The 25,299-nt window shown below is 70.6% G+C and carries 22 protein-coding genes; 10 read left to right on the top strand and 12 right to left on the bottom strand.

All coding sequences use genetic code 11. From position 1 onward, the window contains the following. Positions 1-16 precede the first annotated feature (16 nt). The 6 genes from ACIA8D_RS20065 (at position 17) to ACIA8D_RS20040 (ending at position 6,391) form a co-directional block, all read left to right on the top strand. A complete protein-coding gene (locus ACIA8D_RS20065) occupies positions 17-1,282 on the top strand; it encodes an ABC transporter substrate-binding protein (RefSeq protein WP_399233897.1) in 1,266 nt (421 codons plus the stop codon). Continuing rightward, positions 1,282-2,250: a carbohydrate ABC transporter permease gene (locus ACIA8D_RS20060; RefSeq protein ID WP_399233895.1), complete on the top strand. Its 969-nt coding sequence runs from the start codon at positions 1,282-1,284 to the stop codon at positions 2,248-2,250. Before ACIA8D_RS20065 ends, ACIA8D_RS20060 begins: the two co-directional genes overlap by 1 nt. Continuing rightward, positions 2,243-3,079 (top strand): carbohydrate ABC transporter permease, encoded by an 837-nt coding sequence (locus ACIA8D_RS20055; RefSeq protein WP_399233893.1) that lies wholly within the window; start codon positions 2,243-2,245, stop codon positions 3,077-3,079. The genes ACIA8D_RS20060 and ACIA8D_RS20055 overlap by 8 nt, the downstream gene beginning before the upstream one ends. Before the next feature lie 31 nt (positions 3,080-3,110). After that, positions 3,111-4,127 carry a Gfo/Idh/MocA family protein gene (locus ACIA8D_RS20050; RefSeq protein WP_399233891.1) on the top strand — a complete coding sequence of 339 codons (1,017 nt, stop codon included), beginning with the start codon at positions 3,111-3,113 and terminating at the stop codon, positions 4,125-4,127. Further along, positions 4,124-5,149: a Gfo/Idh/MocA family protein gene (locus ACIA8D_RS20045; protein WP_399233889.1), complete on the top strand. Its 1,026-nt coding sequence runs from the start codon at positions 4,124-4,126 to the stop codon at positions 5,147-5,149. Before ACIA8D_RS20050 ends, ACIA8D_RS20045 begins: the two co-directional genes overlap by 4 nt. A gap of 159 nt (positions 5,150-5,308) precedes the next feature. Next, positions 5,309-6,391, top strand: coding sequence for a mechanosensitive ion channel family protein (locus ACIA8D_RS20040; protein ID WP_399233886.1), 1,083 nt, complete (start codon positions 5,309-5,311; stop codon positions 6,389-6,391). Between the two features lie 5 nt (positions 6,392-6,396). Here ACIA8D_RS20040 and ACIA8D_RS20035 read toward each other — a convergent pair whose 3' ends face one another. Next, a complete protein-coding gene (locus tag ACIA8D_RS20035) occupies positions 6,397-7,293 on the bottom strand; it encodes an aminoglycoside phosphotransferase family protein (RefSeq protein ID WP_399233883.1) in 897 nt (298 codons plus the stop codon). A gap of 105 nt (positions 7,294-7,398) precedes the next feature. After that, complete coding sequence (locus ACIA8D_RS20030; protein ID WP_399233880.1) at positions 7,399-9,501, bottom strand: phosphocholine-specific phospholipase C; 2,103 nt, start codon at positions 9,499-9,501, stop codon at positions 7,399-7,401. 166 nt (positions 9,502-9,667) lie between these two features. Here ACIA8D_RS20030 and ACIA8D_RS20025 point away from each other — a divergent pair, with 166 nt between their 5' ends. Both ACIA8D_RS20025 and ACIA8D_RS20020 read left to right on the top strand, forming a co-directional pair. Next, on the top strand, positions 9,668-10,417 hold the full coding sequence (locus tag ACIA8D_RS20025) for a DeoR/GlpR family DNA-binding transcription regulator (protein ID WP_399233878.1): 750 nt from the start codon (positions 9,668-9,670) through the stop codon (positions 10,415-10,417). Beyond that, positions 10,414-11,757, top strand: coding sequence for a 6-phospho-beta-glucosidase (locus ACIA8D_RS20020; protein WP_399233876.1), 1,344 nt, complete (start codon positions 10,414-10,416; stop codon positions 11,755-11,757). The genes ACIA8D_RS20025 and ACIA8D_RS20020 overlap by 4 nt, the downstream gene beginning before the upstream one ends. Here the strand turns inward: ACIA8D_RS20020 and ACIA8D_RS20015 are convergent. From ACIA8D_RS20015 to ACIA8D_RS19985, 7 genes are all read right to left on the bottom strand, one after another. Then, positions 11,745-13,127, bottom strand: coding sequence for an amino acid permease (locus ACIA8D_RS20015; RefSeq protein ID WP_399233932.1), 1,383 nt, complete (start codon positions 13,125-13,127; stop codon positions 11,745-11,747). The genes ACIA8D_RS20020 and ACIA8D_RS20015 overlap by 13 nt on opposite strands. Before the next feature lie 107 nt (positions 13,128-13,234). Further along, a complete protein-coding gene (locus ACIA8D_RS20010) occupies positions 13,235-14,236 on the bottom strand; it encodes a proline racemase family protein (RefSeq protein ID WP_399233874.1) in 1,002 nt (333 codons plus the stop codon). Next, positions 14,236-15,177: a dihydrodipicolinate synthase family protein gene (locus tag ACIA8D_RS20005; RefSeq protein WP_399233872.1), complete on the bottom strand. Its 942-nt coding sequence runs from the start codon at positions 15,175-15,177 to the stop codon at positions 14,236-14,238. Before ACIA8D_RS20005 ends, ACIA8D_RS20010 begins: the two co-directional genes overlap by 1 nt. Next, complete coding sequence (locus tag ACIA8D_RS20000; RefSeq protein ID WP_399233870.1) at positions 15,174-16,670, bottom strand: FAD-dependent oxidoreductase; 1,497 nt, start codon at positions 16,668-16,670, stop codon at positions 15,174-15,176. Before ACIA8D_RS20000 ends, ACIA8D_RS20005 begins: the two co-directional genes overlap by 4 nt. 79 nt (positions 16,671-16,749) lie before the next feature. Continuing rightward, positions 16,750-17,082: a (2Fe-2S)-binding protein gene (locus ACIA8D_RS19995; protein WP_399233868.1), complete on the bottom strand. Its 333-nt coding sequence runs from the start codon at positions 17,080-17,082 to the stop codon at positions 16,750-16,752. Beyond that, complete coding sequence (locus tag ACIA8D_RS19990) at positions 17,079-18,272, bottom strand: NAD(P)/FAD-dependent oxidoreductase (protein WP_399233866.1); 1,194 nt, start codon at positions 18,270-18,272, stop codon at positions 17,079-17,081. The genes ACIA8D_RS19995 and ACIA8D_RS19990 overlap by 4 nt, the downstream gene beginning before the upstream one ends. Before the next feature lie 103 nt (positions 18,273-18,375). Continuing rightward, positions 18,376-18,996 (bottom strand): helix-turn-helix domain-containing protein, encoded by a 621-nt coding sequence (locus ACIA8D_RS19985; RefSeq protein WP_399233864.1) that lies wholly within the window; start codon positions 18,994-18,996, stop codon positions 18,376-18,378. A 144-nt stretch (positions 18,997-19,140) separates the two neighbouring features. Here ACIA8D_RS19985 and ACIA8D_RS19980 point away from each other — a divergent pair, with 144 nt between their 5' ends. Next, on the top strand, positions 19,141-20,583 hold the full coding sequence (locus ACIA8D_RS19980) for an aminopeptidase P family protein (RefSeq protein ID WP_399233862.1): 1,443 nt from the start codon (positions 19,141-19,143) through the stop codon (positions 20,581-20,583). A gap of 165 nt (positions 20,584-20,748) precedes the next feature. Further along, the gene (locus ACIA8D_RS19975; protein ID WP_399233860.1) at positions 20,749-22,143 is read left to right on the top strand and encodes an MFS transporter; all 1,395 of its coding nucleotides are present in this window, start codon (positions 20,749-20,751) and stop codon (positions 22,141-22,143) included. Between the two features lie 6 nt (positions 22,144-22,149). On the opposite strand, the gene ACIA8D_RS19970 is transcribed toward ACIA8D_RS19975, so the two are convergent. Genes ACIA8D_RS19970 through ACIA8D_RS19960 form a run of 3 tightly spaced genes read right to left on the bottom strand, consistent with a single transcriptional unit; the run spans position 22,150 to position 25,281 of the window. Further along, complete coding sequence (locus ACIA8D_RS19970; protein ID WP_399233857.1) at positions 22,150-23,040, bottom strand: carbohydrate ABC transporter permease; 891 nt, start codon at positions 23,038-23,040, stop codon at positions 22,150-22,152. A 1-nt stretch (position 23,041) separates the two neighbouring features. After that, positions 23,042-23,944 carry a carbohydrate ABC transporter permease gene (locus tag ACIA8D_RS19965; protein WP_399233855.1) on the bottom strand — a complete coding sequence of 301 codons (903 nt, stop codon included), beginning with the start codon at positions 23,942-23,944 and terminating at the stop codon, positions 23,042-23,044. Then, complete coding sequence (locus ACIA8D_RS19960; protein ID WP_399233852.1) at positions 23,941-25,281, bottom strand: extracellular solute-binding protein; 1,341 nt, start codon at positions 25,279-25,281, stop codon at positions 23,941-23,943. The genes ACIA8D_RS19965 and ACIA8D_RS19960 overlap by 4 nt, the downstream gene beginning before the upstream one ends. Positions 25,282-25,299: the final 18 nt, after the last annotated feature.

Raw genomic sequence — 25,299 nt, 5'->3', positions numbered from 1 at the left:
CCGACCGGAGGCGCACATGCGCAGGAGAAGCCTTCTCGCCGGTGCCCTCGCGGCGACCCCGTTCGCCGCCGGCTGCAGCAGGAGCGGCGGCGATCCCACCGCCGCCACCCGCGGGGGCCGCACGGCACTCTCGTACGGGATGTGGGACCCGGCCCAGGTCCCCGGCATGCGGCAGATCATCCGGGCCTTCGAGCGTGAGCACCCGGACATCTCCGTGGACATCCAGCTCACGCCGTGGAACTCGTACTGGACGACGCTGCGCACGGCGATGCGGGGCGGCACGGCGCCCGACGTGTTCTGGATGAACGCCGTGAACATCAAGCTGTACGCGGCCAACGGCACGCTGGTGCCGCTCGACGAGCACATCTCCCACGACCGCACCCCGGTCGGCAAGCACCCGGAGGCGCTGGTCGACATCTACAAGTACGACGGCAAGCAGTACGGGCTGCCGAAGGACTTCGACACGATCGGGCTCTGGTACAACAAGGACCTCTTCGACAGGGCGGGCGTCACGTACCCGGATTCCTCCTGGACCTGGGACGATCTGCGGGACGCGGCGCGCGAGCTGACGGATCCCAAGCGGCGGGTCTACGGGATCGCCGCCGAGATGGACCGGCAGGCCAAGTTCTATCCGTCGATCTTCCAGGCCGGCGGGTACGTGCTCCACGACGGCCGCTCCGGGTTCGGCGACCCGCGCGCCATCGAGGGCCTGCGTTTCTGGACGGACCTGGTGGACCGCGGCTGGTCGCCGCCGCAGAGCGCCATGTCGGAGGTCAGGGCCCGCAACCTGTACTTGTCCGAGCAGGTGGCGATGAACTACGACATCTCGTCGATGGCCTCGTTCATGTACGGCACGCCCGCCATCAAGGACCACGGCGGGGTCGCGGTGCTGCCCAAGGGGCGGGAGCGGAGGACCGTCATTCACGGCCTCGCGAACTGCGTCAGCGCCAAGTCCCGCAAGCAGGATGCGGCCTGGACGTTCGTGGACTTCATGGCGCGGAGTCGGGCGGGCGAGATCCAGGCCGAGGGCGGTGTGACCATCCCGTCGTACGCGGGGACGCAGGACGCCTGGCTGAAGTCGATGCCCGAGTTCGACCTGCGGTACTTCCTCGACATGGTCGACTACGCCTCCCCCTACCCGAGTTCGCGGAACACGGCCGTCTGGGAGGACCTCGAGTACCTGCTGCTCGGGGCGCCGTTCAGCGGCAAGGGCGGCATCGAGCGGGCGGCCCGCACGCTCGCGAAGCAGATGGACCGGGCGCTCGACGAGGAGGACAACTGATGGCCGTGTTCCCGTCGACGGCCGCCGCGGAGGCGGAGGGCCGCATCAGGAAGCCTCGCTCGAAGTCGGGGCGCGAAGGCAGCGCGCACGGACCCAACTCCCGGACACAGAAGGCCGCGTACGTCTTCATCGCGCCGATCGGTCTCGGCTTCCTGCTGTTCTACCTCTGGCCGATGCTTCAGACCTTCGGCTTCAGCTTCACCCACTTCGGCCCGTTCGGCGGCAACACCTGGACCGGCGGCGAGAACTACGCGCGAGTGCTGCAGGACGTCACCGTGTGGCGGGCCATCGGCAACACGCTCCTGTACGGGGCGATCGGGCTGTTCACGCTGCCGCTGTCGATCGCCGTGGCGGCCCTGCTGAACCGGCGCGGCCTGCGTGGCGTCGCCGTCTACCGGGCCCTGTACTTCATCCCGTTCGTGACACTCCCGGTCGCGGTGGGCCTGGTGTGGAACTGGCTCTACAACGGCAACTTCGGCCTCCTCAACGAGGTGTTGTCGTGGTTCGGCGTCGACCGGCGCTTCTGGGCCTCCGACCCGTCGACCGCGCTGTGGGCCATCGGGGTCGTCGCCGTGTGGCAGAGCGTCGGCTACTACTTGATCATCTTCATCGCGGGGATCAAGGGCATTCCGCAGGACTACTACGAGGCAGCCGAGCTGGACGGGGCGGGCCCGGTGCGCCGCTTCTGCACCATCACGCTCCCGCTGCTGAGTCCGAGCATCTTCTTCGCGGCCGTCATCTGCGTGATCAACTCGCTACAGATGTTCGACCTGATCTACGTGATGATGGGACCCACGAACCCGGCGCTCGGGTCCACGCAGTCCGTGGTCAGCCTCTTCTACCAGTGGGCGTTCCAGCAGAACAACCAGGGCGGCGCGGCGGCCCTCGCCTTCCTCCTGATGCTGCTCACGGCGGCCCTGACGTTCCTCCAGTTCCGGCTCCAGAAGAAGTGGGTGCACTATGCGTGACACGCCGCGCCGCATCAACGGCGGCTCCGTCGCCACGCACGCGCTGCTCTCGCTCGGCGCGCTCGTGATGGTCTTCCCGTTCCTCTGGCAGCTCCTCACGGCACTGAAGACGCTGCCGGAAGCGGTGCACGTGCCGACGACGTTCCTGCCGCAGCAGTGGAACTGGGCCTCCTTCAAGGAGGTGTTCACCGCACTGCCCTACGGGGAGATGCTCGGCAACAGCGTCATCAACACGGTCGGCCGCACCGCGGGTCAGCTGGTGTTCTGCTCGCTCGCCGCGTACGCGTTCGCGCGGATGCGGTTCCGGGGCAAGAACGTGCTGTTCGCGCTGTTCCTGTCGGTGCTGCTCGTCCCGTCCTCGCTGCTGATCCTGCCGCAGTACGACATCATCCAGCGGCTCGGCCTGCTGAACTCGCCGCCCGCACTGTTCCTTCCGGGGATGTTCAGCGCCTTCGGCACCTTCATGCTGCGGCAGTTCTTCCTCTCCCTGCCCAGAGAGCTGGAGGAGGCGGCGCGCATCGACGGCGCCGGCCCCTTCCGCATCTTCTGGTCGATCATGCTGCCGCTGATCCGCCCCGCCCTCGCCGCGCTCGCGGTGATCACAGCGATGTGGTCGTGGAACGACCTGCTGTGGCCGCTGGTCGTGAACACCGACCCGGCGAAGATGCCGATCAGCGCCGGACTGACCTCCCTGGAGGGGCAGTTCGAGACCAACTACCCGGTGATGATGGCCGGTTCGCTGATCGCGAGCCTTCCGATGATCGTCCTCTACCTCCTCCTCCAGCGGCACTTCGTGCAGGGCATCGCCCAGAGCGGCACGAAGGGCTGAACCCCGATCCCCCATTGATCCAAGGAGTTGCATGGCACGCCTCGACGTGGGTCTCATCGGCGCCGGCGGTATCGCCCGTGCCCATCTGCCCGCCTGGACCGCGCTGGGCGCGCGCGTCACGGTCCTGTCCGTCGACGGGAACGCGGAGCATCTGGCCGCGCAGTACGCCGAGTTCGGGGTGTCGGCGGTGCAGAGTCTGGAGGAGCTGCGAGACCGGTGCACCGTCGTCGACGTGTGCACCCCTACGTACACGCACCGGCCGCTCGTGCTGGACGCGATCGCCGCGGGCAAGCACGTGGTGTGCGAGAAGCCGCTCGCGCTCGATGTCGGTGCGGCGCAGGAGATGGCCGACGCGGCGCGGGCGGCGGGGGTGCTGCTGTTTCCCGCGCATGTGGTGCGTTACTTCCCCGCGTACGCGGCGCTCGCCGGTGCGGTCGCCGCCGGGGACATCGGGGATCCGGCGGTGCTGCGGTTCACGCGCTCCGGGTGCTATCCGGTCTGGGCGCCGTGGTTCTGCGATCCCGCTCTGTCGGGCGGCATTCTCGTCGACCAGATGATTCACGATCTGGACTTCGCGCGGCTGCTCGCCGGTGACGTCGTGCGGGTGCATGCGCAGGTGCGCGGCAAGCAGGACACGGGCGCGGTCGCCGGGGACGTCGCGACCGGCACCGCCGTCCTCACGCACGCCTCCGGCGCGGTCAGCCATGTGCTCGGGATGTGGGGGCTGCCGGACCTGCCGTTTCGGACGACGTTCCGGATCGCCGGGCCCGGCGGGATCCTGGACCACGATTCGACCGCCCACCCCGGCTTCCGGGTTCTCGCGCAGGGGACCCGCCCGCTCGGCGAGGGCATTCCGGGCAGTCCGATGACGGAGAGCCCCTATCTGACGGAGTTGCGGGAGTTCGCGGCGGCCGTCCAGGGCGGGCCGCCGACCCGGGTGACGGCCCGAGACGGCGTCGAGGCCGTGCGGATCGCGTGCGCCGCCGCCGAATCCGCGCGCACGGGCGCGCCCGTCGAACTGAAGGTGACCGAGGAGGCCGGGCTGTGAAGGGCGGGCGGGACATGAAGGTGGGTGTGCTGTCGTTCGCGCATGTGCACGCGGGCGGGTTCGCGCGGCTGCTCGCCGCGATGGACGGGGTGGAAGTGCTCGCGGCCGACCCCGACACGGATCTCGCGGCGCCGGGCGAGGTGCGGGGCAAGGACTTCGCGTCCCGGATCGGCGTCAACTATGTGGATACGTATGAGGAGTTGTTCGCCTGGGGGCCCGACAAGGTCGTGGTCTGCTCGGAGAACGTGCGCCACCGGCAGCTGGTCGAGCGCGCGGCCACGCACGGCGTCGACGTGCTGTGCGAGAAGCCGCTCGCCACGACGCCCGCGGACGGCGCGGCGATGGTCGAGGCGTGCCGGGCCGCCGGGGTGCGGCTCGCGGTGGCGCACCCGGTGCGGTTCAGCCCGGCCCATCTCGCGGTGCGCGAGGCGGTGCGGGCGGGCACGACGGGTGAGGTGCTCACGGTTGCCGCCGCCAACAACGGCTACATGCCGGGCGACAGGAGCCGTTGGTTCACCGACCCCGAACTCTCCGGCGGCGGCGCCGTCATGGACCACACCGTGCACGTCGCGGACCTCCTCGACGACCTCTTCGAGGGCTCCCCCGCGCGCACCGTCTACGCGCAGACCAACAACCTGCTGTACGAGGGCCGGGCCGCGGTCGAGACGGCGGGACTGCTCACCGTGACGTACGCCAACGGGGCCGTCCTCACGCTCGATTGCAGCTGGAGCCAGCCGCAGCACCATCCGGCGTGGGGCGGGCTCTCGATGCAGGTCGTCGGGGAGCGGGCGGCGTTGGAGATGGACGCCTTCGACCAGAAGGTGCACGGCTTCAGCGAGACGGCGCGGGCAGCCGTGGAACTCCCCTACGGCGTCGACCTGGACGCGCTGATGTTGCGGTCGTTCCTGTTCGGCGAGGGATCGTTGGACGTGACCGACGGCGAGGCCGGGCTGCGCACGGTGCGGATCGTAGCGGCGGCGTACGAGTCGGCGCGCACCGGGCGGGTCGTCGACGTCACGTAAGGGGGCGGCGACGGAGTTGGGAACAGGGTGCGGGAGAGTTGTGCAGAATAGGTGAGGCTCCGGCCTCCGCCCCTGTCCCCGACCGAGCAGGTTCCACGTGACCACACATCACATATCCGCCCCCACCACGGCGTTCGTCGAGCGTGCCGGAGGTGCCCGATGAATCGCGGCATCGAACTGCACGACCTGATCCTCGCCGGTGTGGCGCTCGTCGGCGGCCTGCTGGCGGGGCTGCTGCTGCGCACCCTGCTGCGGTGGCTCGGTGTGCGCGCCGGGCAGACGCGGTGGGCCGGTGACGATGTGATCGTGGACGCGCTGCGCACGCTGGTGCCGTGGGCGGCGGTCGCAGCGGGTGCCGCGGTGGCCGCCGAGGTGCTGCCGCTCACCCCGCGCACGGGGCGGAATGTGAACATGGCGCTCACCGCGCTGCTGATCGTCGTGGCGACGCTCACGGCGGCCCGGGTGATCACGGGTCTGGTGCGGGCGGTCGCGCAGTCCCGTGCGGCGGTGGCCGGTTCGGCGACCATCTTCGTGAACATCACGCGGGTCGTGGTGCTCGCGATGGGGTTCCTCGTCGTGCTGCAAACCCTCGGGGTCTCCATCGCGCCGCTGCTCACCGCCCTGGGCGTGGGCGGCCTCGCCGTGGCGCTCGCCCTTCAGGACACCCTCGCCAATCTGTTCGCGGGCGTGCACATCCTGGCCTCCAAGACCGTGCAGCCCGGTGACTACATCCGGCTGAGCAGCGGCGAGGAGGGCTATGTCGTCGACATCAACTGGCGCAACACGGTGGTGCGGCAGCTCTCCAACAACCTCGTGATCATCCCGAACACGCAGCTGTCGGGCACGAACATGACCAACTTCAGCCGCCCGGAGCAGGAGATGACCCTCACCGTGCTCGCCGGGGTCGGCTACGACGTCGACCTGGAGGAGGTCGAGCGGGTGACGGTCGACGTCGTCACCGAGGTCATGAAGGAGGTCGAGGGCGCGGTGCCCGAGCACGAGCCGCTCGTGCGCTTCCACACCTTCGGCGACTCCCGGATCAGCTTCAACGTGATCCTGGGCGTCGGCGAGTTCAGCGACCAGTACCGGATCAAGCACGAGTTCATCAAGCGGCTGCACGCGCGCTTCCGCGCGGAGGGCATCCGCATCCCGTCGCCCGCGCGCACGGTGGCGCTGACCCCGGGCAGCCCGGCGGTCGTGATCCCGCATCAGCGGGACACACCGGTCGCACCCTCCCTGTAGGCCCGTCAGGTGCGGGCTGCGTCCGCGAGGATCTCGGCAACCACGCGCGACGCCGTCCGCACCATGAACGGGTTCGAATCCCGGTAGTACGCCAGCTCGTGCACCGCGATGGTCAGCGCCCAGCCACCCGCGCGCACCCATGTGTCGTCGTCGATGTCCGCGGCCTCCCGGAAGAGGCGCCGTTCCGGAGCGCCCAGGACGTACCAGGCGGTGATCAGATCGACCGCCGGGTCCCCCGTGCCCATGCACCCGAAGTCGATGACCGCGCCCAGCCGGCCGTCGTCCGACACCAGGAGGTTGCCGGGCTGGATGTCCCCGTGCAGCCACACGTCACGGGCCGAACCCGGAGCGCGCACCGCCCCGTCCCAGACCGCGAGGGCCGCCGCGGCGTCGAGCGTCCCGTCCAGACCGCGGATCACCTCGCGGGTCCCGTCGGCCCGTTCGGCGAGCGGCCGCCCGCGGTAGGACTCCGGCGCGCCGGTCGTGTCGATCGAGCGCATCGCCGTGACGAAGGCCGCCAGGTCCTCGGCCAGCGCCTCGGGCCGGTCGAGCCGCCCCACGGCGGGGTTCGTGCCGGGCAGCCAGCGGTGCACCGCCCACGGCCACGGGAAGCCGTGCCCCGGCTCCCCCTCGGCCACCTGTTCCGGCACGGGCACCGGCAGCCGGGCCGCGAGGTACGGCAGCCACTGTCGGGCGCCCGCCAGCTCGGGCACGACGCCGGGCACGCGCGGCAGCCGGACCACCCACTCCTCGCCGAGCCGGTACAGGACGTTCTGCGTGCCGTGCGAGTCGACGTACTTCAGAGGCAGCTCCGCCCACCGCGGAAACTGCGCGTCGACCAGCGCGCGCACGAGGCCCTCGTCGATGTCCGGCTCGTCCTGGTGCAGCTTGCGAACGCCCATGGTCACCTTTCGCGGCGGGAACGGCGGGATCTGCCCTCCTGGCCGGGCCGAGCGTAGCCACGCACGCCCGCGCCCGGCGATCGGTTTTCCCGCACACCCCCGGTGTCAGCCGGAGACCGAGGGCCGCCCGTTCTCGATGTGGCCCATCAGACGCCGCGCGAAGTCGGGCTCGTCCTCGCAGCGCACGATCAGGTCGTACCAGCCGTGGGACTTCCCGGCGGGGTGCGTCACGGTGGTGCTGTCGCCGGGCGCGACGCGGACCTGCCGGGTGAGCGGGGCGGCGTCGGCCGCGCGGACGTAGGCCTGCGGGCGGACGGTGAACACCTTGGCCTCGGTGCCGTGGTTGGCCAGCTTGATGCGCAGTTCGCGGGTCTTGGCGCGCACGGTCGAGGTGACCTCGGCGGTGGACGCGGTGAGGCCCGCGAACTCGCGGCGGAAGCCGCCGGGCCCGGTGACGGTGAACCGGTAGCGGTCCTTGGCCGGTGTCACGGTCAGCGCGCGGGTGCCGGAGACGTCCCGGTGCTGCGGCACGTCGAACTCGCCCTCGTAGGGGTAGAGCGCGAAGTGGGCGCTGGACGCACCGGTGTTGGCGAGGGTGACCTCGACGCGGCCGTCGTTCAGTCGTGCGTACGCGTCCGTCTGGTACGGCAGCGGGCGCGCGGGCCGGGTGCCGGGCTCCTGCACGGGCATCTTCTGGTCGGCGGGCGGGACCGGCTTCCAGCGGGCGCTCGCCGGCGGCACCGGGCCCGGGTGCTCCACGGCCGGCTGCTTCTCGGCGGTGTCGAAGTCGAACGCGGAGGTCAGGTCGCCGCAGACCCGGCGGCGCCACGGCGTGATGTTCGGGTCCTCGATGCCGGTCCACTTCTCCAGGAAGCGGTTGACGGAGGTGTGGTCGAACACCTCGGAGCACACGTAGCCGCCCACCGACCAGGGCGAGATGACGAGCATCGGCACGCGGATGCCGAGCCCGGTGGGCTGTCCCTGCCACCACTCGTCGGGGTCGCCGGGCTCGGGCACGGGCGGCGGGACGTGGTCGAAGAAGCCGTCGTTCTCGTCGTAGTTGATGAGCACGACGGTCTTGCGCCACACCTTGGGGTGCGAGGCCAGCGCGTCGAGCACCTTGTACGGGACGCTGGCGCTCGCGGCGGGCACGGAGACGCTGGGGTGCTCGGAGTCGACCGCGGACGGCACGAGGTAGGAGACGGCGGGCAGCTTCCCGGCAGCGACGTCCTCGGCGAAGCGCTCGGCCAGGGTGCCGGTGGGCACGCGGCGCAGGGCGCGCTCGAACAGGCTGCGCTCGGCCTTCGTAAGCGCCTTGACGCCCTCCTCCAGGAGTCCGAGCAGCCGCTCGCGCTCGGCCGTGTCCCCGGCGTCGTCCGCCTTGCGGACCAGGGCGTAGAACGACTCCATGTACGTGTGCCCGCCGGTCTTGGCCAGCGCCTTGCGGGCGACCGCCTTGAAGGAGGCGTAGAACTCGATCTGGTTGTCGGTGAAGTTCTCCCACTCGGTGTACGTCTGCCAGCTGCGGCCCTCCTTCTCCAGGAGTTCCGCGAACGTCGGCCAGTCGTAGCCCTTGTGGGTGCCCTCGTCGTAGGCGTCGTTGCCGATGGCGCGCCCGCCGCCGGGCTCGTCACCGGAGTTGCCGCTCCACAGGTAGTTGCGGTTGGGGCTGGTGGAGCTGTGCATGGAGGAGTGGTACGCGTCGCAGATGGTGAAGATGTCGGCGAGCTCGTACTGCAACGGGATGTCGGAGCGGTCGTAGTACGCCATGGTCGCCGCGGTCTTGGCGGAGACCCACTGGTTCATCCAGCCGTTGTTCCAGGCCTTGTGGCCGCCGTTCCAGTCGTGGTTGAGGGCGTCGATGTACTGCAGGTCGTGCTGCTGTGCCTCGGCGGCCGCGCGCACGGAGAACGGCAGCACTCTCTTCAGGCCGTTCGGCTGCTCGAACACCGCTTTGCCGTCGGGAAGTTGGACGGCGTTGCGGTCACCGAAGCCGCGCACGCCGCGCAGCATGCCGAAGTAGTGGTCGAAGGACCGGTTCTCCTGCATGAGGATCACCACGTGCTCGATCGCGTCGAGCCCGCCGGCCGGCGGCTCGGCGGCCAGGGCCCGGTGCAGCGAGGGCGGCAGCAGGGAACCCGCCGCGACGGCCCCACCGAGGGCGAGGGCGCGGCGCCGGGAGACGGGGTTCGTGAGCGGATTGGTCATGTCGTCGGCTCCTGGAAACGAGTGGGGAGGACGGTACGCCGGGACGCTACGAGCACGGTCGGTACGGATGGTGAGCACTGGATGAACTCACGCCACCGCTGCACAATCAAGCTCTGAACAAAAATGAGCATGGAATCGATCGAATTTGACGAGTAGTGTGCGCCGCATGTTGGCAGAGCGACGACACCACCTGATCCTGCGTGCGCTGCGCTCCGGTGGGACCGCGTCCGTCGCCGAGCTCGCCGAGCAGCTCACCGTGAGCCCGGCGACGATCCGCCGCGACCTGGAGAAACTGGAGGAGGACGGGCTCCTCACCCGCGTGCACGGCGGCGCCGTCATGGAGGAGGGCGACGAGCCCTTCGCCGAGGTCGCGCAGGTGCGGGTACCCGAGAAGGACACCATCGCCGAGCACGCGGCGTCCCTGATGTCGGACGGCCAGTCGGTCCTCCTCGACATCGGCACGACCGCGTACCGCCTGGCCCGCCAGCTCCACGGCCGCCGCCTCACCGTCATCACCAGCAACCTCGTGGTGTACGAGGAGCTGGCCGACGACACCGGCATCGACCTGGTGCTGCTCGGCGGGATGGTGCGCCGCGAGTACCGCTCCCTGGTCGGCTTCCTCACCGAGGACAACCTGCGCCAGCTGCATGCCGACTGGCTGTTCCTCGGCACCAGCGGCGTGCGCCCGGACGGGCAGGTGATGGACACGACCGTGGTGGAGGTCCCGGTGAAGCGCGCGATGATCGCGGCCGCCGACCGGGCGGTGCTCCTCGCCGACTCCTCCAAGTTCCCCGGCACGGGCATGGCGAAGGTGTGCGGCCCCGACTCCCTCGACGTAGTAGTGACCAACCCCTCCGCTCCGGCGCCGACTTGTGCCGCGCTCACGGAGGCCGGCGTGAAAGTAGTGCGCGTATGAAACTGACGATTCTCGGCGGCGGCGGATTCCGAGTGCCGCTCGTGTACGGGGCCCTGCTCACCGACCACGCGGAGGGCCGCGTCACCGAGGTCGCCCTCTACGACCTCGACGGGCAGCGCCTCGACGCGATCTCCCGGGTGCTTGCCGAGCAGGCCGAGGGGGTGCCGGACGCGCCGAAGGTGACCGTCACCACCGACCTCGACGAGGCGGTGCGCGGCACGGACTTCGTGTTCTCGGCGATCCGGGTGGGCGGCCTCGAAGGGCGCGCGGCGGACGAGCGGATCGCGCTCGCGGAGGACGTGCTCGGCCAGGAGACGGTCGGCGCGGGCGGCCTCGCGTACGGGCTGCGCACGCTCCCGGTCGTCGAGGAGATCGCGCGACGGGTCGCCGAACTCGCCCCGGACGCCTGGTTCATCAACTTCACCAACCCGGCCGGCCTGGTCACGGAGGCGCTCGCGGACCATCTCGGCGACCGCGTCATCGGCATCTGCGACTCCCCTGTCGGCCTCGGCAAGCGCGTGGCACGCGCGCTCGGCGCCGACCCGCAGAACGCGTGGGTCGACTACGTGGGCCTCAACCACCTCGGCTGGCTGCGCGGGTTGAAGGTCAACGGCCGCGACGAGCTGCCCCGCCTGCTCGCCGACGACACCCTCCTCGGCTCCTTCGAGGAGGGCAAGCTGTTCGGCACCGAGTGGCTGCGCGAGCTGGGCTCGATCCCCAACGAGTACCTGCACTACTACTACTTCAACCGCGAGGCGGTGCACGCCTACCAGGAGGCGGAGGCGACCCGCGGAGAGTTCCTCCACGAGCAGCAGTCCCGCTTCTACGACCGGATGCGCGACCCGGCGGCCCCGCCGCTGAAGACGTGGGACGCGACGCGGGCCGAGCGCGAGGCCACGTACATGGCGGAGAACCGGGAGGCGGCGGGCGCGGGCGAGCGCGACGAGGCCTCGCTGACCGAGTCCGGCGGCTACGAGAAGGTGGCGCTCGACCTGATGCGGGCCATCGCCCGCGACGAGCGCACCACGCTGATCCTCAACGTCCGCAACCGCACGACCCTTTCGGCGCTCGACGCGGACGCCGTGATCGAGGTGCCGTGCCTGGTCGACGCCAACGGGGCGCACCCCGTCACCGTCGACCCGCTGCCCGGACACGCCACCGGGCTCGTCACCTCGGTGAAGGCGGTCGAGCGGGAGATCCTCGCCGCCGCCCGCTCGGGCTCGCGGGCGACGGCGGTGAAGGCGTTCGCGCTGCATCCGCTGGTGGACTCGGCGAACGTGGCGCGCCGCGTGGTCGACGCCTACCGCGCGGCCCACCCGGGACTCGCCTACCTCCGCTGACCGTGCTCGACCGAGTTCCGGTATCCGTACGCCGCGTACACGCCCACCCCGATGAGCATCCACACCGCGAACCGGACCCAGGTCACCCAGTCCAGGTTGCTGATCAGCCACACGGAGAACGCGACACCGATCGCCGGAACGAACGGCACCAGCGGCGTACGGAAGGAGCGCGGCAGATCGGGCCGCGTCTTCCGGAGCACCACCACGGCGATCGCGACCACGATGAACGCCATGAGGATGCCGATGTTGGTGAGGTCGGCGGCCTCCCGGATCGGCAGGAACCCGGCGATCAGCGCGGAGCCGATGCCGACCGGCCAGATCACCCGCGTGGGCACGTGCCTGCGCGGGTGATTGCGCGCGAAGTAGCGCGGCAGCAGCCCGTCGCGGCTCATCGAGTACCAGACCCGGGACACCGCCAGCATGTTGGCGAACGCCGACGTGGTGATGCCGATGACGGCACCCACGGCCACGACGAGCCCGAGCCCGCCGAGCCCCACCGCCCCCAGTGCGCTGGAGAACGGGCTGGCCACATCGATGTCCTTGTAGTTCTGCATCCCCAGCAGCACGACACACACCGCGAGATAGATGAACGCGGCGATGCCCAGCGAGACGAGGATGGCCTTCGGCAGCACCTTCTTCGCCTCGGCGCTCTCCTCGGCGGCGGCGCTCATGGCGTCGTACCCGTAGACGGCGAAGAACGCGGTGGCCGCTCCGGTGAACGCGCCGCCGACCCCGTAGGGCAGAAAAGGCGTGTAGTTCCCGGACTTGATGTGAAAGGCCCCGGCGACGACCACGAGCGCGACGATGCCCAGCTTCACGACAACGAGGACGGTCTCGAACCGCGCCGACTCCTTCGTCCCACGGGACAGCACGAAGGCAAGCAGCAGGCACAGCAACAGGGCGAACAGGTCGACGCGATGCCCGGATCCGGTGCCGGGCGCGCCCAGCATCCAGGTCGGCACATCGATCCCGACGTGCTCCAGGATGTACGAGAAGTAGCCGGACACCGCGATGGCGACCACGGCCACGATCGCGGTGTATTCGAGCAGCAGGTCCCAGCCGATGGCCCAGCCGACGAATTCGCCGAGCGCGGCATAGGAGTAGGTGTACGCGGAGCCCGCCTTCGGGATGGAGCCGGCGAACTCGGCATAGCAGAGGGCGGCGGCGCCGCTGGCCACGATGGCGACGAGGAACGAGATCATCACGCCGGGCCCGGCGTCCTGATTGGCCACGACGCCGGCCAGCGAGAAGACACCGGCGCCGACCAGGCCGCCGAGGCTGAGGGCGACCAGCTGCCACAGGCCCATCGTGCGCTTGAGCCCGCCGCTGGTCTCCTCCTCCGAGTCGTCGACGGGCTTGAGACGGAAGATGCCGGAGCGGGAGAGGAGTCTGCCGTCGGGTCCGGCCGGGTCGCGGGGTGGGTTGGTGGTCGTACGGGACACGGTGGCTCCTGAGAGGTGTGCGCGGCCCTGGTGTGTCAGAGCACGAAGCCGTGTGGGAACGGGTCGCGCGGGTCGAGCAGGTAGTTGGCCGTGGCGGTGATCCAGGCGCGTCCCGAGAACTCCGGTACGACGGCGGGCAGCTCGCCCACGGTCGCCGTGTCGACGAGCCGGCCGGTGAAGCGCGTGCCGATGAAGGACTCGTTCACGAACTCGGTGTGCAGCGGGAGTTCGCCGCGTGCGTGCAGCTGTGCCATCCGGGCGGAGGTGCCGGTGCCGCAGGGTGAGCGGTCGAACCAGCCGGGCTGGATCGCCATGGCGTTGCGCGAGTGCCGGGCGGTGGAGTCGGGCGCGAGGAACTGCACGTGCTTGCAGCCGCCGATGACCGGGTCGAGCGGATGCCGCGGCCGGTTGTGCTCGTTGATGGCCTCGGAGATGGCGAGCCCGGCCTTGAGGATGTCGTCCTTGCGGGCCCGGTCGAAGGGCAGGCCGAGCTGATCCAGCGCGGTGATGGCGTAGAAGTTCCCGCCGTACGCCATGTCGTAGCGGACCTCGCCGTAGCCGGGCACCTTCACGGTGGCATCCAGCTCAAGCGCGAAGGCGTCCACATTGCGCAGGGTGACCTGCTCGGCCACACCATCACGCACGGCGACCCGCGCCTCGACGAGCCCGGCGGGTGTGTCGAGCCTGACGACCGTCTCCGGCTCGCTCACCTCCACCATCCCGGTCTCCACGAGCACGGTGGCGACGCCGATGGTGCCGTGCCCGCACATCGGCAGGAAGCCACTGACCTCGATGTACAGGACGCCCCAGTCCGCGTCGGGACGGGTCGGCGGCTGAAGGACGGCACCACTCATCGCGGAGTGGCCGCGCGGCTCGTCGACGAGGAACCGGCGCAGTTCGTCGAGGTGTTCCAGGGCATACGTGCGCCGCTCGGCCATGGTGTCACCGGGGATGGGCCCTGCACCGCCGGTGACGACGCGGGTGGGCATGCCCTCGGTGTGCGAGTCGACGGCACTGAGGGTGCGCACGGACCGCATCAGATGTGCCCCTTCTCCAGGGCGGCGACGGCGCGGGCCATGTCCGCCTCGACCTGCTCCCGCATCTCGGGCAACAGTGCCCCGCGCGGCGGCCGGCAGGGCCCGCCGAACCGGCCGACCTGCTCCATCCCCAACTTGATGGCCTGCACGAACTCGGTGCGCGAGTCCCAGCGGAAGGCGGCGACCAGCGGCTCGTACAGCGCCCGCGCCTCCTCCACCTTGCCGGCGAGCGCCAGGTCGTAGAGCCGGGCGGACTCCGCGGGGAACACGTTGGGGAACCCGGCGAACCAGCCGGTGGCCCCCATCAGCAGACTCTCCAGCACGACATCGTCGGCGCCACTGATGATGTCGAGGCCCGGAGCCTTCTCCTTGATCTCCAGGACGCGCCGCACATCACCGGAGAACTCCTTCACGGCGACGATGTTGTCGATCCGCGCGATCTCACCGAGCAGATCCGGCGTGAGGTCGACCTTCGTGTCGAAGGGGTTGTTGTAGACCATCACGGGCAGCCCGACGGACGCGACGGCCTCGAAGTGGTCGATGACATCACGGGAGTTGGCCCGATACAGGGTGGGCGGCAGGCACAGCACGCCGTCGGCCCCGTCCTCGGCCGCGACCTCGGCCCAGTGCTTCGCCTGGTGGGACCCGACACCGTGCACACCGACCACGACGACACCGTCGTCACCGACGGCGTCGATGGCGGTACGGGCCACCTTGCGACGCTCCTCGTCGGTGAGGGACGAGTACTCGCCGAGCGACCCGTTCGGCCCGACGCCGCGGCAGCCGTTGTCGACGAGCCAACGGCAGTGCTCGGCGTACCGGTCGTAGTCGACGGCGAGCCCGGCGGGGGCGGAGGCGTCCTCGTGGTAGGGCAGGGCGGTGGCGACGACGACGCCACCGAGATTGATGGAGCCGTTCTTCCGCTTCCTGTTGTCGCTCATGAACCTCTCTCCTCTGTACGGGAGTTGCTGGGTTTCGTGGCAGTTGTTTCGGGGGTGTCGGCGAGGTCGCCGAGCCGGATCGGGCGGGCGATGGGCCGCCGGTGTTCACTGGCCGGGGGCAGGCCCTCGACACCTCGGTCACCGCCGTCGGGCCCGCGCAGGCGCGCACCGATCTCGGCGACGGTGGGTCCGCACATCCGGGCCTGGCAGACCCCGAGTCCGGCGCGGGTGGCGAGTTTCGCGGCGCGCGGGGCGGCGGTGGATTCGTCGGTGGCGGCGCGGCACACGGTGGCGTAGTCCGTCTCCTCGCACCGGCAGACCACGGTCTCGGGCCGCAGCCAGCCGGTCCAGCCCGCCCCGACGGGATGCGCGCGGGCGAGCCGGGCGGCGAAGGCGCGCCCCTGGTCACGGCTGGTCCGCAGGCGGCGTACGGCAACGGTGTTCCGGTCGCCGCCCGCGGCCAGCCACCCGGCGAGCGCGCCTTCGACGCGGGCGGCGGGCGCGCCCGCGATGCCGGTGATCTCCCCGGCCGCGTACACGTCGGGACAGGTGGTGCGCTGATCGCCGTCGACCTCGACGAACTCCCCGGCCGGGGTGGTGCGCAGCGCACACCCCGCGGCGAGCGGCAGCTCCAGTTGCGGACTGAATCCGTGCGAGACGCACACGGCGTCGACGGCCACGGTGCGCTCACTGCCCGGCACGACCGACCAGTCGGCCCGCAGCCTCGCGGTGACGACCTCCTCGACACACCCGTCACCACGCGCCTCGACGACGGTGCGGCCGGTGCGGTACGGGACCCGGTGGCGTGCCAACAAGGCACCGTACTCGGCAAGTTCGGTGGCCTTACCGGTCTGCGCCGCGAGCTGCCAGGGTCGCCGGCCCCAGCCCCGGGCGAGGGTGCCCGTCGTGTTGGCCTCCAGCACCGCGCGCACCCGCGCCCCGGCCTCGATCAGCGACGCCGCCACCGGCAGCAGGAAAGGACCGCTCCCCGCCACGACGACCTGGTCGCCGACCACCACCCGCTCCCCCTTCGCGAGGGCCTGCGCGGCGCCCGCGGTGAACACGCCGGGCAACTCCCAGCCGGGGAAGGGCAGCACGCGGTCGTGGGCGCCGACCGCGAGCACCAGCGCGTCGGGGTCGAGCGTGCGCCGCTCCCGGCCGCCGCCGTCGGCCGGGCCGCGCAGCACGTGCACGCGCGGCGGTCCCGGCTCGGCCGGCTCGGGGCGCTCCAGGGCCCATACGGCGGTCTCGGACCACCAGGCGCAGCGCGGGTGGGCGAGGACGCGGCGGCGGCGTTCGTCGAAGGCGCGCCAGCCGTGGTGGAGGCACTCGGGCCGGGCGGCGGCGTAGGCCTCGGGGAGCATCCGGTGGTACTGGCCGCCGGGCTGTTCGGCCTCGTCGATCAGGGTGACCCGAGCGCCCGCGCCGAGCGCGGCGTCGGCGGCGGCGAGCCCGGCGGGTCCCGCGCCCACGACCACTACGTGGCGTGTCATGCGGCCTCCGTGAAGGTGAGGTTGGGCGAAGGGGCGAGGGGACTGTGACGTGAGAAGGCGATCCGGCCGTCTTTCCGCGTCACAGTCCCTCCTCGGCTCCGGCTCCGGCTCCGGCTTCGCGGGACTGCGTCCGCACCTCGTCGCCGTCGCGCGCGCGTCTGCGGCAGGCCCGCACGTCGCGCTCGGGGCCGACCGTGACCAGGCAGTCGAAGCAGGCGCCGATGCCGCAGAACACCCCGCGGGCCGCTCCGGAAGGGCCGGTGCGCCAGGCGCGGCGGCCGGAGGCGAGCAGGAGGCCCGCGATGGACTGCCCCTCGATCCCGGCGACGGGCTCGCCGTCGACGGTGATCGTGAGCGGCGTCTCGCGCCGCCCGACGGCGTCCGTGGCCGCCGGTATGCGTCGTGGGGTCATGCCGCGCTGCCTTTCTGCGTGTGTCCCAGGACGGCCGGCCGGTCCACTCGGAACGGCGTCGCGTCGATCTCGGTGGGCCGGCCCAGGATCAGGTCCCGCACGAGGCGTGCGGTGCCGACGGACAGGCCGATGCCCGCGCCTTCGTGGCCGCCCGTGTGCCACAGTCCGGTGAGGCGCGGGTCGGGGCCGATGACGGGAAGGTGGTCGGGTACGTAGGGGCGGAAGCCGCCGTAGGCGCGCATGACCGGGACGTCCGTGAGGGACGGGAAGAGGCGCAGTGCCTTGGCGGCGATCGCGGAGAGGGCGTCGGGGCGCAGCCGGTCGTCGAAGCCGACGCGGCGGCGGGAGGAGCCGATGAGGACGCTGCCCGCGCGGGTGGACTCGACGACGGCTGAGGTCTGCAGGTCCTCGGCGCTGCTGCCGACGGCGCCCACGTAGTCGGCGTCGTAGACCTTGTGGAAGACGGTGGGTGGCAGGGGGGTGGTGACGAGGACGTCTCCGCGGCGTGGGCGTACGTCGACGGGGGCGCCAAGGCGGGTGGACAGTTCGCCGGCCCAGGGTCCCGCGGCGTTGATGAAGAGGTCCGCCTCGATGAGGTCGCCGTCGGCGGTGCGGACGGCGGTGAGGCGGCCGGAGCGGGTGACCGCGCCGTGTATCTCGCAGTGGGTGCGCAGGGTGGCACCCGCGCCGAGCGCGTCGGCGAGGAGGGCGGCGGCCGCGCCGGAGGGCTGGACCTGGGCGTCCTCGGGGTAGTGGATCGCGGCCGTGTGGTCACGGGTGACGTACGGCTCGGCGGCTGCCAGGGAGGCGGCGTCCAGGGTCTGCGCCCGTACACCTGCCGCGCGTTGGGACTCGGCGAACTTGGTGAGTTCGCGGGCACCGTCGTCGGTGGTGGCGACGACGATGCCGCCTTTGGGGTCCCATTCCGTCAGGGTGCGTACGCCCGCGGCCCGTTGGGAGATCTCGTCGACGATCTGTGGCCACAGGCGCCCGGACAGTTGCGCCAACTCGAGTTCGGGGCCAGGGCCCTTGTCGGAGACGAGGATGTTGCCCTCGCCGTGCGCGGTGGTCGCGGCGGCCGGGTGGTCCCGGTCGACGATCGTGGTGGCGAAGCCCTCGCGGGCCAACTCCCGCGCACAGGCGGCTCCGACGATGCCGGCTCCGAGAATGACCGCCCGTGTTCCGTGCATCGAACCGCCTCCGTTCGTTTCATCGAACAGCTCGGAGGCTAGGACGGCCCTTCAGGGAGTGTCAACGGATGTGCTGAGGGTGATCGAAATTTGCGTGCAGGGGTCAGGCATCCTCGGGGTCCGGGGCCCCGGGCGTCGGGTGCGGGATCCCCAAGTGCGCGTGCTCGTGCGGCCGGTACTGGAGCAGCAGCACCGAGTGCACGTCGCCGTCGAGCGCCGTGTAGGAGTGCGGGAGCGTGGCGTCGAAGCCCACGTAGTCGCCGGGGCCGAGCTCCACTTCGTCGCCGTCGACGCGGACCTGGAGCCTGCCGGTCTGCACGACGGTGTGCTCGGTGCCGACGTGGCCGAGCGAGTCCTGCCTGCCGTCGGCCCGTACCACCTGGTCGTACACCTCGAAGACCAGGTCGCCGAAGTCCATCCGGCGCAGCGGCCGCAGGTCGACGCCCTCGCCCCTGAGCACCTCGACCTCCTTGGCGCGCACGACGGTCAGGCCGCCTGGCGCCCGCGTCTCCAGGAGGTCGGAGACGGGCACCTCCAGGGCGCGCGAGAGGCTGAACACCGTCTCGATCGTGGGGTTTCCGGTGCCGGACTCCAGCTGGGAGAGCGTCGCCTTGCCGATCTTGGAGCGGCGCGAGAGCTCCGAGATCGACAGTCCGCGCTGTGTCCTCGCGCGGCGGAGATTGGCCGCCACCATGTCGCGGACCGACTCCTGAGGAACGTCCATAGCCTCTCCCTGGATCGCTTGACAGCGTTCGCTTTGACGAACACTATGCCGCACGACGCGTTTGGCGTTCCGAACAGTTTCCCGTTCGTTGCCACACGTCGGCGCAACAGCACGACAACGGCATGACCAAGAAGTGGAGTCGGCATGACCGATACGGCCCTCGGCAGCTCCGTCCCCCGCCCCAGCACCCCGGACCCGCGCATGCCGCGGCTGGCCGAACTGCCGGACTTCACCGCGTACATGGGTCAGGGCTGGGACGAGGCCGACCGTACGCCGCCGACCGTGCCGGGCGCCGCCGAAGCGGCCGCCGCACACCGTGCGCGCATCGGCGCGGAGTTCGCCGGGCGGCCGCTCGTGATCGCCGCCGGTCGGGCGCCGGTGCGCAGCAATGACACCGCGTACGACTTCCGGCCCGACAGCGACTTCTACTGGCTGACCGGTTGCGCGGTCGAGGGCGCCGTCCTGGTGCTGCGGCCCGCGCCGGGCGGTCACGACGCGGTGCTGTATCTGCCGCCTCCGGCCCGCCCCGGCGAGCCCGGCTTCTTCGCGGACGCGGCGCACGGCGAGCTGTGGGTGGGTCCGGCCCCCGGCCTGGACGACTGGCGCGAGGCGCTGGGGGTGGCGACGGCGCCGCTGGGTTCCCTGGACGAGGCGCTGGCCGCGTGCGCCGCGCAGGGGCCGCTGCTCACCGGGCCGCTCGACGCCGAGACGGCCTGCCGCCACTCCCTGGCACGGTCCGCCGACCTCGGCCGCACCCTCTCCGAGCTGCGCATGATCAAGGACGCCTGGGAGATCGGACAGCTGCGCGAGGCCGTGGACCGCACGGTCGAGGGGTTCGGGGCGGTGGTGCGCGAGTTCCCGGCCGCCGTGCGCGGCGGCGGCGAGCGCTGGCTCCAGGGCACCTTCGACCGCTACGCCCGCACGTACGGCAACGGCCCCGGCTACGCCACCATCGTGGGCAGCGGCCGCAACGCCGCGACCCTGCACTGGGTGCGCTGCGACGGTCCGGTGGCCGAGGACGCGGCGGTGCTGTTGGACATGGGCGTCGAGACGCGCAGCTACTACACGGCCGACGTCACCCGCACCTTCCCCGCCACCGGGCGCTTCACCTCCGCCCAGCGTTCCGTGCACGACCTGGTGGAGCGGGCGCACCGGGCGGGCCTGGCCGCCGTGGGCCCGGGGCGGGACTGGGCCGACTTCCACACCGCGTCGATGGAGGTCGTGGCGCGCGGCCTGGACGACTGGGGCCTGCTGCCGGTCTCCGTGGACGAGGCCCTCTCCCCCAAGGGCCAGCACCACCGCCGCTATCTGGTGTGCGGCATCGGCCACCATCTCGGCCTGGACGTGCACGACTGCGCCCGCGCCGACTACGCGTCGTACCAGGGCGCCCGGATGGCACCGGGCATGGTGCTCACGGTCGAGCCGGGCCTGTACTTCCACGCCCATGACACGACGGTGCCGCCGGAGCTGCGCGGCATCGGGGCGCGCATCGAGGACGACATCCTGGTGACCGAGGCCGGGTCGGAGGTGCTCTCGGGCGAACTGCCGCTGGACGCGGCGGGGTTGGAGCGCTGGATGGCCGCGTAGGCGAACCGTCCACTCCTTACGTGTCTCATATATCGAACAACGATTACCGGTCAGTGAGACACGTGACAGGGTTGCGATCCTCGTACCGTCCGACCGGTACGAGGGTCGCCGGCGTTCGAGCGCCGGTGGACGCACACCGCAACACCCCCTGGGATTGACCCGAAGATGTCCGTTTCTGCCACCGGCCCGGCTCCTGCCACGTCCGCCGCGCCGCCCGCCAACCCGCGCTCGCGGGTTCTGATCGCCAGCCTCATCGGGACGACGATCGAGTTCTACGACTTCTACGTCTACGCGACGGCGGCCGTACTCGTCTTCCCCGCGCTCTTCTTCCCGAGCAGCGACCCCACCACCGCGCTCCTGTCGTCGTTCGCCGTGTTCGGCGCGGCGATGGTCGCCCGGCCCATCGGAGCGGCCTTCTTCGGGCACCTCGGTGACCGGCTCGGCCGCAAGAAGACGCTGGTCGTCTCGCTGCTCACGATGGGCATCGCCACCTTCCTCATCGGCGTGCTGCCCACGTACGGGTCGATCGGCTGGGTCGCCACCGCGCTTCTCGTGCTGATGCGGCTCGCGCAGGGCTTCGCGCTCGGCGGCGAGTGGAGCGGCGCGGCGCTGGTCGCCACGGAGAACGCGCCGCCGGGAAAGCGGGCGCTGTGGGGCACGTTCCCGCAGCTGGGCGCGCCGCTCGGGTTCATCGTCGGCAACGGTCTGTTCCTGGTCATCGCGGCCCTGCTGCCGTCCGCCGCGGGCGCCGACCCCTCGCAGCCGTCCGAGGCCTTCCTGTCGTGGGGCTGGCGGATCCCGTTCCTGTTCTCGGCCGTGATGGTCGCGATCGGCCTGTGGGTTCGCATGCGCCTGGTCGAGGCGGAGGTCTTCACCAAGACGCAGGAGACCAAACAGGTCCGCAAGCTGCCGCTGGCGACCGTGTTCCGTCACCACTGGAAGCAGCTGATCCTCGGCACCTTCGCGATGCTGGCGACGTACGTGCTCTTCTACCTGATGACGACGTTCTCGCTGAGCTACGGCCGCACGGCGACGGACGCCGCCGTGCCCGGTCTCGGGTACAGCTACACGACGTTCGTGCTGATGCTGATCTTCGGCGTGGTCTTCTTCGCCGCGTTCACGCTCATCTCCGGCCCGCTGGCCGACAGGTTCGGCCGCCGCAAGACGCTGTCCTGGATCACCGCGGGGATCTTCGTGTTCGGCCTGGTGTGGGTGCCGCTGATCGGGCTCGGCACGCTCGGCGTGGTCCTGTGGCTGGTCCTGGGCTTCACGCTGATGGGCCTGACCTTCGGCCCGATGGGGGCGCTGCTCCCGGAGATGTTCCCGACGTCCGTGCGCTACACCGGCTCCGGCATCTCCTACAACGTCAGCTCCGTGCTTGGCGCGGCCGTCGCCCCGTTCATCGCGGTGGCGCTGTGGGAGGCCGGGGACGGTTCCCCGTGGCTGGTCGGTGTCTATCTGTCGGCGATGGCCGTCCTCACCCTCGTCGCGCTGGTGTGCAGCAAGGAGACGAAGAACGTAGACCTGGGGGCGCTGGAGGCGGGCGAGAGCCCGGCGTAGCCGCCCTCACTTGCCGAACCCGGCCGTCAGGCCGCTGAGCAGTTGCCTGCGGCCGAACGCGTAGAGGATCAGGATCGGCAGCGTGGTGAGGACGACGGCGGCGAGGACGGCGGGGACGTTGACGCCGTTCTCGCCCTGGAAGGTCCACAGGGCGAGCGGCAGGGTCCGCATGCCGGGGCTCTGGGTGAGGATCAGCGGGAGCAGGAATCCGTTCCAGATGGTCAGGGCGTTGAAGATGGTCACGGTGGTGATGGCGGGCCGGGTGAGCGGGGCCGCGAGGCGCCACAGGGTGCCCCACTCGGTGGCGCCGTCGACCCGCATCGAGTCGAACAGTTCCTTGGGCACGTCCCGGATGAAGTTGGCGAGGACAAGCACGGACAGCGGGATGGCGAAGGCGATCGACGGGAGGATCAGCGCCAGCAGGCTGTCGTACAGATGCAGCTTGATGATGATCAGGTACACCGGGATCACCGTCGCCTGCAGCGGGATGGCCAGACCCATGAGGAACAGGCCGTTCACCGCGCGCAGGTAGCGCGTGCGACCGCCGCGCACGATCGCGTAGGCGGCCATGAACGAGAACGCCACCGCCGGAACCACCGCGCCCAAGGTGACCACGACGCTGTTGACGAAGTAGCCGACGAAGTCGGCTTCGAGGACGAGGCGGTAGTTGTCGAGCGTGGGGTCACCGGACGGGACCAGCGGGTTGCTCGCGTAATAGGTGCTCTGGGCCTTGAAGCTGGTGATGAGCGCCCAGTACAGGGGCACGGCGACAACGACGAGCCAGAGCCAGCCGGCCAGGCCGCCGAGCCAGTTGCGGCGCACGGTGGCGGGGCGAGGGGCGCGGCGCTCGCGACGGACGGTGTTCTGGCGATCGGTCTTGGTCAGCGTGGTCGTCACGTCAGGCCCCCTCGAGCTGGCTCGCGTCGGCATCCTTGCCACCGAGCCGTCGCAGCAGCAGGGCGAAGGCGAGACCCACCAGAACGAGGATGACCGCGATGGCGCTGGCCGGTCCCATCAGGTTGGCCTGGAAGCCCCGCTTGTACATGTCGAGCGCGAGGACCCGGGTGGCGTCTCCGGGTCCGCCCTCGGTCAGAACGTAGATCAGGTCGAAGAAGGTCAGCGATCCGACCACCATCAGCGTCGACGAGGTGATGATGGTGTATTTCAACTGGGGCAGTGTGATGCTGAAGAACTGCCGGACCCGCCCGGCGCCGTCCAACTGGGCCGCCTCGTACAGGGATTTCGGAATCTGTTGCACACCGCCCTGGTAGATCAGCGAGTGGAACGGGACGAACTGCCAGGAGACGACGAAGACGACGACCCCGAACGCGAGTCCCGGCCGCCCCAGCCAGTCCTGGCTGAGCAGGTCGATGCCGAGCCCCGCGCCGAGCCCGAAGTTGGGATTGAGCAGCGCCTTGTACGCGACGGCGATCGCGGCGGAGCTGAGCATCAGCGGGATGAAGTACACCACCCCGAGGAGCGCCCGGTAGCGCTGGCGGCCCGCCATGAACGTGCCGAGCAGAATGCTCATCGGCGTCTGGAACAGCCAGGACGCGACCATCACCCCGAACGTCACCAACACCGCGTGCGGGAGGCCGGGGTCGGTGAGCACCGCCCGCCAACTGTTCAGCCCCGACGGGCGGATGGCGCCGATGCCGTCCCACGTGGTGAAGGACAGCGCGAAGACACCGACGAGCGGGACGACGGCGAAGCCGACGAAGACCACGAGCGCCGGCACGGGCAGCCACGGCAGGATGCTGCGTCGGCCGTGCCGGGGCTGGTGGGCGGTGAGCGAGGTCATTTCCCGATGACCTCATTGAGGTTGGCGGCGAACTGCTTGGGCGAGATGGACAGTTGGAACAGCTTGACGATGTTGTCGAGCAGCGTCTCGGCCGCCGTCGGGCTGAGCGCCTGGTCCCAGGACTGACTGAACGTCTTGGCCTTGGTGGCGATGTCGTAGGTGAACTCCAGGAACTCGGCGTCCTTGGAGGCGGAGAGCAGCTTCTCCGTGCCCAGCTTGACCGGGACGCCGCCGCCTTCGATCCACGCCTTCACCTCGGCGTCCTGCAGCATGCCCTTGGCGAAGAACTCCTTGGCGATCTTCTGCTCCTCGGCGCCGGCCTTCGAAGAGATGGACAGGTACTCACCGGGGTTGCCGACGGTGTTGCTGGGATCGCCCTTGCCGCCCTCGACGGACGGGAAGTTCATGAAGCCCAGGCCGCCGCTGGAGACGAAGTCACCGCCGTCGTTCTTCAGGATGCCGTACGACCAGGAGCCGTGCAGCATCATCGCGGCCTTCCCGGTGTACAGGAGTGCCTGGTCGGCGTTGGAGTCCGCGGTGATCGACGAGAAGCCCTTGACGAACCCCTTGGCCTTGACCAGATCCTGCACCATACCCAGAGCCTTGATGGCGGCGGGGTTGGACCAGGCGTTCTTCTCGCCGTCGAAGACGGCCTGGAACACCTCGGGACCGCCGATGCGGTCGAAGAGGAACTCCAGCCACATCATGTTCGTCCACCGGGACTGGCCGCCCAGGGAGAACGGGGCGATGCCCTTGGCGTTGAACTTGGGCACCAGATCCATGATGTCGTCCCACGACTGCGGCGGCTTCACGCCGACCTTGTCGAAGACCTTTTTGTTGTAGTAGAGGAAGATGGGCTGCACCCGCTCGACGGGCATCGCGTAGATCTTGCCCTTGACGGTCGCCGCGGGGAACGCGGTGGGGAAGATCTTGTCCTTGATCTCGGGGTGCTGCTCGAACCACGGGGTCAGATCCTCGACCTGGCCCGCCTCCACGTAGCTGCGCAGCGTCCCGCCGCCCCAGCTCTTGATGATGGTGGGCGCCTTCCCGGCACCGATCGCGGTCTTGATCTTGGTCTTGAACGCGTCGTTCTGGAAGGAGGTTCCGGCGATCTGGCCCTTGGGGTGGGCCTTGTTGAAGGCCTTCACCGTATCGGCCCTGACGCCCTCGTCGGGCTGGCCGCTCAGGTACCAGTACGAGGCGCCCTTGCCGCCCGAACCGTTCTTGCTGGGGCCCGACGAGCCGCAGGCCGCGAGCGCCGCGGAGAGCGGAACACCGGCGGCGATACCGAGGACGGCCCGTCTTGAGACGGGGCGTCGTGAGAGGGGGATTTCCATGTCTGTGTCTCCGCACTC

Origin of the sequence: Streptomyces sp. NPDC051684, from assembly GCF_044453445.1 — a bacterium.
Taxonomy (GTDB): Bacteria; Actinomycetota; Actinomycetes; order Streptomycetales; family Streptomycetaceae; genus Streptomyces.
This window is presented reverse-complemented; position numbering and strand designations above follow the sequence as displayed.

Coding starts and splice junctions, on each gene's coding strand:
- ACIA8D_RS20005 (WP_399233872.1), bottom strand. CDS start 15,177: ATGAGCGACAACAGGAAGCGGAAGAACGGCTCCATCAATCTCGGTGGC.
- ACIA8D_RS20050 (WP_399233891.1), top strand. CDS start 3,111: ATGGCACGCCTCGACGTGGGTCTCATCGGCGCCGGCGGTATCGCCCGT.
- ACIA8D_RS19990 (WP_399233866.1), bottom strand. CDS start 18,272: ATGCACGGAACACGGGCGGTCATTCTCGGAGCCGGCATCGTCGGAGCC.
- ACIA8D_RS20000 (WP_399233870.1), bottom strand. CDS start 16,670: ATGACACGCCACGTAGTGGTCGTGGGCGCGGGACCCGCCGGGCTCGCC.
- ACIA8D_RS20020 (WP_399233876.1), top strand. CDS start 10,414: ATGAAACTGACGATTCTCGGCGGCGGCGGATTCCGAGTGCCGCTCGTG.
- ACIA8D_RS19995 (WP_399233868.1), bottom strand. CDS start 17,082: ATGACCCCACGACGCATACCGGCGGCCACGGACGCCGTCGGGCGGCGC.
- ACIA8D_RS20035 (WP_399233883.1), bottom strand. CDS start 7,293: ATGGGCGTTCGCAAGCTGCACCAGGACGAGCCGGACATCGACGAGGGC.
- ACIA8D_RS20055 (WP_399233893.1), top strand. CDS start 2,243: ATGCGTGACACGCCGCGCCGCATCAACGGCGGCTCCGTCGCCACGCAC.
- ACIA8D_RS19985 (WP_399233864.1), bottom strand. CDS start 18,996: ATGGACGTTCCTCAGGAGTCGGTCCGCGACATGGTGGCGGCCAATCTC.
- ACIA8D_RS19960 (WP_399233852.1), bottom strand. CDS start 25,281: ATGGAAATCCCCCTCTCACGACGCCCCGTCTCAAGACGGGCCGTCCTC.
- ACIA8D_RS19965 (WP_399233855.1), bottom strand. CDS start 23,944: ATGACCTCGCTCACCGCCCACCAGCCCCGGCACGGCCGACGCAGCATC.
- ACIA8D_RS20030 (WP_399233880.1), bottom strand. CDS start 9,501: ATGACCAATCCGCTCACGAACCCCGTCTCCCGGCGCCGCGCCCTCGCC.
- ACIA8D_RS20060 (WP_399233895.1), top strand. CDS start 1,282: ATGGCCGTGTTCCCGTCGACGGCCGCCGCGGAGGCGGAGGGCCGCATC.
- ACIA8D_RS20010 (WP_399233874.1), bottom strand. CDS start 14,236: ATGCGGTCCGTGCGCACCCTCAGTGCCGTCGACTCGCACACCGAGGGC.
- ACIA8D_RS19980 (WP_399233862.1), top strand. CDS start 19,141: ATGACCGATACGGCCCTCGGCAGCTCCGTCCCCCGCCCCAGCACCCCG.
- ACIA8D_RS20065 (WP_399233897.1), top strand. CDS start 17: ATGCGCAGGAGAAGCCTTCTCGCCGGTGCCCTCGCGGCGACCCCGTTC.
- ACIA8D_RS19975 (WP_399233860.1), top strand. CDS start 20,749: ATGTCCGTTTCTGCCACCGGCCCGGCTCCTGCCACGTCCGCCGCGCCG.
- ACIA8D_RS20025 (WP_399233878.1), top strand. CDS start 9,668: ATGTTGGCAGAGCGACGACACCACCTGATCCTGCGTGCGCTGCGCTCC.
- ACIA8D_RS20040 (WP_399233886.1), top strand. CDS start 5,309: ATGAATCGCGGCATCGAACTGCACGACCTGATCCTCGCCGGTGTGGCG.